Source organism: Pseudomonas sp. A25(2017) (assembly GCF_002001065.1).
Classification (GTDB): Bacteria; Pseudomonadota; Gammaproteobacteria; order Pseudomonadales; family Pseudomonadaceae; genus Aquipseudomonas; species Aquipseudomonas kilonensis.
In genome coordinates, this window is record NZ_MUOA01000043.1 from 170,897 (window position 1) to 179,636 (window position 8,740).

Sequence of the window (8,740 nt, forward strand, 5' to 3'; positions counted from 1 at the left end):
GTATCCCTTTCGATTACCAAAACCAACCGCGGCGTAAACGCTTCAATAGGAACGCTTACTACTGGTTATAGTTCGCTAACCGGCGAATCTCAAAAGTCTGACGCCAGGGATATGCCTCAGGACTTTTCCAGGTTGGCCAGGATCGTGCCGTGAACCCGCATGCACACGCGCATGTCGGCCTCGTCGACACCTTCGAACAGCTCCCGACGCAATTGTGTGGCAATGGTTTCGATTTGTTCGATCAACGGTAGGGCCGGTGCGCAGAGCACGATTTTCTTGGCCCGGCGGTCCTCGGCCACGGCCTGGCGCTGCACCAGCCCCTGGGTTTCCAGGCTATCGAGCAACCGGGCCAGGGTCGGGCCTTCGACGGCGACACTCTGGGCCAGTTCACGCTGGGTCGGCGCCTGTTCGAAACGGGCCAGGTGCAACAGCACCAGCCAACGCGCCTGGGACAGGCCCAGCCCGGCCAGGCGACGATCCAGTTCGGCACGCCAGCCTCGAGACATTTGCGCCAACTGCATGCCAAAACGGTGTTGATCGGTTAACGGCATAAAAAAACTCATCAGATCTGAAATAGAGAAAAACTAATTATTAGTCAGCTAAGCATGAGCTTTGGATTCAAGCAAGTCTCGCCTTGTACTGAATCGTTAAAGGAACGCAACTCACTGATCAGACTTCAAATTCCGACTGCAACGCAGCCCTGACGCAGTACAGCACGCCTTCAGGAACTCGTCCGACAAACAGTGCGGCGACTTCAGACACTGGGGGTAACTCACCTTCGCCATCCAGGAACGCGTCCTGTACCTCGCCCATCAGTTCCTCGGGCAGATCCAGCGCCTGCTCCAGGGATAACTGCTGTTTGCCGATGGCCTCGGCCAGCATCGTGTAGACGTTCTTTTCCGAGCACTGCAATTGCCCGGCGATCTGCAACGGTGTCATGCCGGCCCGAGCCAGCGTGATGAGTTCGTGACGCACATCGGCCACCGCTTTCGGTGCCTCGGCCTCGCCACCCAGTACCTGGAGGAAGGCCTCGCCATACCGCTCCAGCTTGCGCGCGCCCACGCCACTGACCCGGGCCATTTCCTCCAGGGAGGTGGGCTGGCTGCGGAGCATTTCCAGCAGCGTCGAGTCGGGAAAGATGACGTACGGCGGGACACCGTGTTCCTCGGCCAGCTTGCGCCGCAAGGCCCGCAAGGCTTCCCATTGATCGCGCTCTTCGCCACGCACCAGTTGGCTGGCCTGGCTCTTGCTGCTCTTGACCGCCGTTGCCGGCTTGAGGTCGCGGCGCAGCTCGAGGGTAACCTCGCCTTTGAGCAACGGCCGGCACGTCGCACTCAGGCGCAGGCCGCCGTAGCCTTCCAGGTCGATGTCGGCCAGACCACGGGCCACCAGTTGTCGGAACAATGAACGCCACTCACTCTCGGTGCGCGCCTTGCCCACGCCGAACACCGACAGGTGCTGGTGACCAAAGTTGCGGACCTTCTCGTTGTCCTTGCCCAGCAACACGTCCACCAGATGCCCGACGCCATAGCGCTGGCCGGTACGGAAAATCGCCGACAAGGCCTGGCGGGCCGGTTCGGTGGCGTCCCAGGTTTCCACGCCATCGACACAGTTGTCGCAATGCCCGCAAGGCTGGGGCATGTCTTCGTCAAAATAGGCCAGCAAGGTCTGGCGACGGCAGCGGGTTTCTTCGCACAGCGAGAGCATCGCGTCGAGCTTGTGCTGCTCCAGGCGCTTGTGGCGCTCATCGCCTTCGGAGTTCTGCAGCATCTGCTTGAGCATCACCACGTCTTGCAGGCCGTAGGCCATCCAGGCGTCGGCCGGCAAGCCATCACGGCCGGCACGCCCGGTTTCCTGGTAGTACGCCTCGAGGGACTTGGGCAGGTCCAGGTGCGCGACAAAACGCACGTTGGGTTTGTCGATGCCCATACCGAACGCAATGGTGGCCACCATGATCAGACCTTCCTCGTTGAGGAAGCGCTTCTGGTGATAGGCCCGCAGGTCGTTGGGCAGCCCGGCGTGATACGGCAACGCCGGGAACCCCTGCTCACACAGAAACGCGGCCACTTCATCGACCTTCTTGCGCGACAGGCAATAGACGATGCCGGCATCGCTGCGGCGTTCGGCGAGAAACGCCAGCAACTGCTTGCGCGGCTGCTCCTTGGGCACGATGCGGTAGAAAATATTGGGGCGGTCGAAGCTGGACAGGAACCGCTCGGCATCCTGCAAGTGCAGGCGCTCGACGATTTCCTCGCGGGTGCGCTTGTCGGCGGTGGCGGTCAGGGCGATGCGCGGCACGTCGGGGAACAGTTCCGCCAACTGCCCCAGTTGCAGGTATTCGCGACGGAAATCGTGGCCCCATTGGGACACGCAGTGGGCTTCGTCGATGGCGAACAGGGCGATTTCCAGGCTCTGCAGGAACGCCAGCATGCGCGGCTGCACCAGGCGTTCCGGGGCCAGGTACAACATCTTCACTTCGCCGCGCTTGATCCGCGTCGCCAGGTCCCGCTGCTGCTCGGCGCTGAGGGTGGAGTTCAGCGCAGCGGCAGCGACCCCCAGCTCTTCAAGGGTCGCGACCTGGTCGTCCATCAATGCGATCAGCGGCGATACCACCACCGCCAGGCCGTTGCGCAACAGCGCTGGAACCTGGAAGCACAAGGATTTGCCGCCGCCGGTGGGCATGAGCACCAGGGCATCGCCACCGCTGGCCACGCGCTCAATAATGGCACCCTGGCGGCCACGGAAACTGTCGTAGCCGAAGATGTCCTTGAGGACGCGTTGAGCCTGTTCGAGCATAAAAACTCCAAAAATCACCAAAACATCCCTGCAAGGCTGGTTCAGAATCACAAACGCTGCACCGGCAAATCGTAAGTGTGCGTTTCGAACCGGCGGGGCGCCGCAGGGCATCACAAAACGCGGCAGTATACCCGAGGCCTTCGTTGCAAAGGGGGCTGCTGACAGGAGGTGCTTGGGACTGTGGGAGCAAGGCTTGCCCGCGATGGAAGCGACGCGGTCTCGCCTTCAGAAATCGAGGCGCTTGCTTCGCGAGCAAGCTTTGCTCCCACAACGGGGATAAATCCCCTCGCCACAGGGACCGCGTCCATCCCTGTTTTTTTCTCCATGCCCCTATTTCACCTCCTAGGGAGGGGCAAATACGCCACGCGGCTGGCCTGGGCGCTCAAGAAGGCCTAGAATTCCCGCATTGTTTATTCCCCAAGGTAGCCCGTAATGTCCTTCGCTGAGCAACTGACCCGCCTGCAAGTCTTCCTCGACGCCGATGAGCTGCACGAAGAGGCGCTGGACTACGTGGCCGCTCACGGCTATCTGACCGCCCTGTCCATCTGCGCAGAAACGGTGCCGGACCGTGAGTGGATCGACGCCCTGTTCGCCGAAGAGCCGCATTACAGCGACGAAGCCCAGCGTGCCGAGATCGAAGCCACGCTGGTCGGCCTCAAGGCCCACATCGCCCGTCAACTGGCCTCCGACGAAGAATTCGAACTGCCGTGCGACCTGGACCTGGGTGATGACCCGGACGATTCGGAATTGCGTGGCTGGTGCATCGGCTTCATGGAAGGTGTGTTCCTGCGCGAAGCCGCCTGGTTCGAAACCGCCGAAGAGGAAGTCAGCGAAATGCTGCTGCCGATCATGGTCGGTTCCGGCCTGTTCGACGAGCAACCGGAGTTTTCCGACATCGCCGCCGACGCCAACCTGATGGACGACATGATCGTCCAGATCCCGGAAGCCCTCACCGCCCTGTACCTGCTGTGCAACGCACCGGACGAGAAACCGGCGATCCTCAAGCCTCGCCACCACTGAGTGACCGGGTGCCCTCGCCCGTTGGCAATCGCCCGCTGATCCTGCGTTACGTTCTGTTGGCCATTGGCTGGCTGAGCGTAGCGCTGGGCGTTATCGGCATCTTCGTACCCGTTCTGCCCACCACCCCTTTCCTGCTCCTGGCGGCAGCCTGTTTCGCCCGCAGCTCGCCGCGCTTCTACCAATGGCTGGTAGAACATCCCCGCCTCGGCCCGTGGATCCGCGACTACCTCAGCGGCAACGGCATCCCGCTCAAGGGCAAGGTCTATGCCATCGGGCTGATGTGGGCGAGCATCCTCTTTTCCTGCTACCTGGTGCCCCTACCGTGGGCCCGGGGGTTCATGCTCACCAGCGCGGTGCTGGTGACGGTTTATATCCTCAAGCAGAAAACATTGCGCAAACCCTGAGCATGAGTACGGCGCCTTCTCCTGTGGCGAGGGGATTTATCCCCGCTGGGTTGCGAAGCAACCCAAAACCAGGCGCCGCGCTGCAACAGACAGCCCCTACCGACCGGTTTGCGACTGCTTCGCAGCCGAGCGGGGATAAATCCCCTCGCCACAACAGCCTTCACACCGTATCCACTCTCAACGAATGATCACTCAACATCCCATTGATGATGGTCGCCGTGTCCGCTCCGCCGATGATGCCCCCCGCCCCCGGCGTGACGCCGTAATGACTGGCGAGGTTGACGCCGGTCAGGTCGATGGTCTGGTTCGGCGTGGCGCCGGCAATGGCACTGACATCGATGCTGGTGACGACCGAAGCACCGCTGCCGCTCACGCTGAAATGCAGGTAATCATCCAGTGACGCCGCGCTGCCGTTCTCCCCTTGCAACAGCTGGGACAGGTCGAGTTTGTCGACGCCGGGCGCGAAGTCAGTGATCACGTCGTGACCGCTGTTGCCTGCCTGCCATTGGAAGGTATCGGCACCGCTGCCGCCGGTCAGGGTGTTGTTGCCCAGGCCACCGATCAACAAGTCATCGCCACCACCGCCATTAAGCACGTCATGGCCCAATCCGCCGTTGATGCGGTTGCTGGCCCCGTCGCCGGTGAGGGTGTCGTTGAAGCTCGAACCCATCAGGTTTTCGATGCCTGCCAGTGTGTCGGTGCCGGCGCCAAGGGTGTTCTGCGCCGCCAACAGGCCCAGGTTGACGGTGACCCCGGCGGTCGCGTGAGCATAGCTCGCGGTGTCGTTGCCCGTACCGCCGTCAAGCAGATCATTCCCCGCGCCACTGTAGAGCAAATCATCGCCTGCCCCGCCATGCAGGGTGTTGTTGCCCGAACCGGCGCTGAGGATGTCGTTGCCATCGCCCGCATTGAGGGTGTTGTCACCGTTGCCGGCAATCAGCACATCGTCCCCGGTGGTGCCGGTCAGGGTATGGCCCGACTGATAGCTGATATCTACCGCCGCGCTGTCACTGCCACCGTGGTTGTCACTCGCGGTGTAGCTGCCGTGGTAATCCGGGGTTTTGTCCTGCGCCCCCGCATAGTCAACGGTCAGGGTCAGTTGATAGTTTTCCGCCGCGTTGGAATTACCGCCGCCGGGATTGGGGATGTTGGTGACGTGGATCTGGTAGTTGCCATCCGCTGCCGCTGTGAACGAAGCGCCATCGTTGATCGCAATGAATGGCCCGCCGTTGAGTGAATACTCCATCGCAATGCGACCGGCCGAAAGGTTGTGGTCCAGGGTGAGGGTTTCGCCCTGTTTGAGGCTGATGTTGAGCCGGTCTTCATCGTTGGCGTTGTTATTGGACACCATCCCCAGTGCACCGCTGACCACCAGCATCGCCGTCATGCTCGCGGTATTGGCGACGAAGGCACTGCGGCTGAGGTTGATCGACTGCACGTTGTTGCCGGTGAAACTGACCGTGCCGGTGCTGCCAGTGAAATCCCCGCCTTTGGCGGTCCAACCGGTATTGAAACTGGTGGGTGAAGCGGTGAGCGGATCGCCGTTGGCGTCGCTGTCGTTACCCAGCAGCAACTCACCCGGGATCACGATGTTGCCCGACAGCACGTTGGTGATGATGTTGTCGTCGACAGCGATCGGTGGGCTGTTGGGCACGACATTGATCACCAGGTTGGAGCTTGCCAGGTCCCCGTCATTGTCACTGACGGTGTAGCCGATGTGCTCGGTGATCAAGGTGCCGGTGGCGGTCTGGGAGGTGTAGCTGAACGCACCGGTGTCGAGGTTGACCACCAGGGTGCCGTCGTGGTCAGTGGCGATGCTCAGTGTGTTGGTGGCGGTATTGAAGGAGCCATGGTTGAGCCCGCCGCTGGCGGTCAGTGCACCATGGCCACCGTTGGCCGCCGGGTCGTAGCTGTACGTGGTGCCATCGACCACCAGGCTTTTGATAAACCCGCCATCGGCGCCGAACGAACCGCCCTCGCCCAGCAGGTTGCCGGTGACCGGCGCGCCTTGCACGGTGTCGGAAAGCACCGAGTTGAGCTGGTTCAGGTCGGTGACCACCACCGCGTTGGTGTTGGTGTGGGCGCTGCCGTCGTAGGCCAGCGGGTCGAGGTGAGCATTGCTGACGCCGCTGCCCAGGCCAATGGCGTAGTTCTTGATGCCGTTGGCGTCGAGGAAGGCTTTCCATGCGGCCTCGTCTGCCGCACCGGTTTCCTGGCCCGAGGTGGGTTTGCCGTCAGAGAAGAAGTAGCCGATGTTCTGCGCGCCGGTCAGTTGCCCGGACGTGACAAACGCAGTCTTGGCCGTCGCCACTGCCGCGTCGTAGTTGGTTCCGCCATCCGCCGACAGGCTGGAGAGAAGCGACTTGGCGGTCGCCACGTCGACCCACACCGAAGTCTGGTCGGTGGCGCTGCTGCTGAACGTCACGAGCTGGACTTTCACATCCCCCAGGTCATCGTATTTATCGAGCAAGGCGCTGATCGCCTGTTTCGCCAGGTCCAGCCGCGAAAGCCCCGGTACACCGGAGTCATCGGCCATGCTGCCGGACACGTCGAGCACGATCAGCAGGTTCGAATCTATCTCCACCGCCGTGACCGAACGCTCGGACGCAATGGCCGTTGGCACGTCATCGACGATGCTGACCACCAGGCTGCCGGTGGTGCTGTTGCCCAGGGTGTCCGTGGCCTGATAGGTGAAATCTTCGCTCAGCACATTCGGGCCATCGTTGGCGTGGGGCGTGGTGGTGGCGGGCGACGTCAAGGTGTAGGTGTAGGAACCGTCCGGGTGGAGCAGCAACTGGCCGTAGGCGCCGCTGGCGCTGCCCACCAGGGTGAAGGTGACAGCGCCAGTGGCACCGCTGATCGAACCGACCAAGGTGCCGCTGGCGGTTTCACTGGTAGCGCTCGGGTCGCTGCCGGTGACGGTACCAGGGGCCAGGTCCTGGCCGTCCTGTGTCAAGTCGAGGGCTTTTTCATAGACCGTAATGTCGTGGTCGGTTTCTGCGATGAGGCAGCTGTTGTGCACGTCAATGGTGAGGGTGGTGGTGCTTTCATCACCATCGGCGTCGCGCACGGTGTAGGTGAATACATCGGTCGCGCCTGCTGCACCGACCGCGTCGGGGTTGCTGTGGTAGACGGCGTTGCCATTGGCGTCCAGGGTCAGGTAGCCGTAGGTGCCGTTGATCTGGTTGTTGAGACCACCGACAGCGGAGGTTGAAGTGTCATTGCCGGCGCGCACGCCGATCACCATGCCGCCATCCGCGCCAAGTACGTCGTTGTCCAGCACGTTGCCGTTGACCGTGCCGCCCTCCACCACCGAGGCAAAATCGGCATGGGCGTTGGGCACGTCGTCGACGATGTCGATGACGATGGTGCTGGTGACGGTGTTGCCCAACGAGTCCGTGGCCTGGTAGGTGAAGCTTTCGCTCAACACGTTCGGGCCATCGTTGGCGTTAGGCGTGGTGGTGGCTGGCGAGGTCAGGGTGTAAGTGTAGGAGCCGTCGGGCTGAAGCGACAGTTGACCGTAGGCACCCGTGGCGTTGCCCACCAGCGCAAAAGTCACTGCACCCACGGCACCGCTGATCGAGCCGACAAGGCTGCCACTGGCGGTCTCGCTGGTAGCCGTTGGGTCGCTGCCGGTGACGATGCCAGGGGCCAGGTCCTGGCCGTCCTGGTTCAGGTCGAGGGCTTTTTCGTGGACGCTGATTTCCTGGTCTGGCGTGGCGACGAGGCAGACGTCATGAACATCGATGGTGATGGTGGTGGTGCTTTCATCGCCATCGGCGTCGCGCACGGTGTAGGTGAAAACATCGGTCGCGCCCGGGGCGCTGACGGTGTTCGGGTTGCTGTGGTAGACGGCGTTGCCATTGGCGTCCAGGGTCAGGTAGCCGTAGGTGCCGTTGATCTGGGTGTTCAGGCCGCCAATCGCCGGAGTCGAGGTGTCGTTGCCTGCACGCACACCGATCACGGCACCACTCGCGGCCGGCCCATCGGCGCCGCCTTCGTCGTTGTTCAGGACGTTGCCACTGACCGTCCCGCCCTCATCCACCGAGGCGGAATCCGCGTGAGCGGTCGGCAAGTCATCAACGATGTTCACGTCCAGGTTGCCGTTGGCCGTGGTGCCGTTGTCGTCGGTGACGACCACCGCGAACTGTTCGCTAACGCTGTTGGCGCCGTTGGCGTTTGGATGGGTTTCATTGTCCTGCAGCGTGTAGCTGTAGCTGACCACGCCAGTGGTGGCGTTGTAGCCGGTGATGGTCAGCGTATTGCCCAGTGCGGTGGTAATCGACTGAGGGAAACCAGCCGCTACACCGCCGGTGACGACGTTGATGCCGCCAACGCTCAAGGTCTGCACACCGTCCAACGCGGTGACGGTAAAGGTGCCGCTTTGAGTCAACGCCGATGCATCCGGGCTGCTGCCGTCGCTGAGATTTTTCTCCTGCAATGACAACTCACCGCCTTCGGTGTCGAGGCCGGTGATGATCACCGGGTCGTCGTTGTTGTGCACTTGCAGCACCAGATTG

The 8,740-nt window shown here is 62.2% G+C and carries 5 protein-coding genes; 2 read left to right on the forward strand and 3 right to left on the reverse strand.

The window, feature by feature from the left end; all coding sequences use genetic code 11:
* Nucleotides 1-116: 116 nt before the first annotated feature.
* Complete coding sequence (locus B0E42_RS05030; protein ID WP_003199001.1) at nucleotides 117-551, reverse strand: MarR family transcriptional regulator; 435 nt, start codon at nucleotides 549-551, stop codon at nucleotides 117-119.
* A 118-nt stretch (nucleotides 552-669) separates the two neighbouring features.
* On the reverse strand, nucleotides 670-2,796 hold the full coding sequence (gene recQ / locus B0E42_RS05035) for a DNA helicase RecQ (RefSeq protein WP_053178478.1): 2,127 nt from the start codon (nucleotides 2,794-2,796) through the stop codon (nucleotides 670-672).
* Nucleotides 2,797-3,228: 432 nt separating this feature from the next.
* On the opposite strand from recQ, the gene B0E42_RS05040 reads away from it, so the two are divergent.
* Together B0E42_RS05040 and B0E42_RS05045 are read left to right on the forward strand one after the other, a co-directional pair.
* Nucleotides 3,229-3,816 carry a YecA family protein gene (locus tag B0E42_RS05040; protein WP_003198997.1) on the forward strand — a complete coding sequence of 196 codons (588 nt, stop codon included), beginning with the start codon at nucleotides 3,229-3,231 and terminating at the stop codon, nucleotides 3,814-3,816.
* An 8-nt stretch (nucleotides 3,817-3,824) separates the two neighbouring features.
* Entirely contained in the window at nucleotides 3,825-4,220 is a 396-nt protein-coding gene (locus tag B0E42_RS05045; protein ID WP_003198995.1) for a YbaN family protein, read from the forward strand.
* A 160-nt stretch (nucleotides 4,221-4,380) separates the two neighbouring features.
* Here B0E42_RS05045 and B0E42_RS05050 read toward each other — a convergent pair.
* A partial coding sequence (locus tag B0E42_RS05050) for an S-layer family protein (protein ID WP_139353097.1) occupies nucleotides 4,381-8,740 on the reverse strand: 4,360 nt, incomplete at its 5' end.